This window comes from Pontimicrobium sp. MEBiC01747 (assembly GCF_053601635.1).
Genome location: NZ_JBSHNS010000194.1, coordinates 1 through 800, shown reverse-complemented (window position 1 = coordinate 800; position 800 = coordinate 1). Strand labels below are relative to the sequence as shown.

Here is an 800-nt window from a genome sequence, read left to right as displayed (position 1 = left end):
TTAAAAATAATGAAGACAAGGTTCTATTACTTACTAAAATAATGCTATCGTTTTTTGTTTCTTTTGAAAGTTTTATTGCCAACCTAGCATAATAAAATTTATCTTTTATATCATCACTATTATCTGTTAATTCTTTTAGTTTGACAATACTATCTTTGGTTTTAGATAGATTTTGAGAAATAACAAGTTTTGGGAAGAAGAATAATATAGAAATGATATAAATTAATCTCAATGTAATTGTATTTATAGTGTTATGTCGAATTTATGTTTTAAATATAGAAAATAACTGAGAATTTGTTTTCTAACTAATCAATTTATATTCAAGCATATTACTGTATAAAGTTATAAATTCTATTTTATGTTGTTATTTTATAATATTATCCGTTTTCTGGAACGCTTGCTTTGTCCTTTTTGTTAAATACACTCGACAATTCTACTTTAACTTCTTTTATATCATGGTTTGATGTTTCTACTACCGTTTCTGTATTTGATGTAGGTAATACTGCAGTTAATAAGCCTATTGATAGTATCGCTATTAGTGTAAGTTTAATGTATTTCATGTTTGTTTGTTTTTAATTAATTGGTATATGTAGGGTTGTAAATATTATCCGTTTTCTGGAACGCTTGCTTTGTCCTTTTTGTTAAATACACTCGACAATTCTACTTTAACTTCTTTTATATCATGGTTAGATGTTTCTACTACCGTTTCTGTATTTGATGTAGGTAATACTGCGGTTAATAAGCCTACGGCTAGAATGCCTAGTAAAGTAATTTTGAAGGTTTTCATAATTGTTTGTTTT

Annotated in this window: 3 protein-coding genes; all 3 read right to left on the bottom strand. The window is 26.0% G+C overall.

What is annotated here, in order from left to right:
• On the bottom strand, nucleotides 1-232 hold a 232-nt coding region (locus ACVC2P_RS06385; protein ID WP_452597646.1), incomplete at its 3' end, for a hypothetical protein.
• Between the two features lie 145 nt (nucleotides 233-377).
• Nucleotides 378-560 carry a hypothetical protein gene (locus tag ACVC2P_RS06380; RefSeq protein ID WP_452597645.1) on the bottom strand — a complete coding sequence of 61 codons (183 nt, stop codon included), beginning with the start codon at nucleotides 558-560 and terminating at the stop codon, nucleotides 378-380.
• A 44-nt stretch (nucleotides 561-604) separates the two neighbouring features.
• The coding region (locus ACVC2P_RS06375; protein ID WP_452597644.1) for a hypothetical protein at nucleotides 605-800 on the bottom strand (196 nt) is incomplete at its 5' end.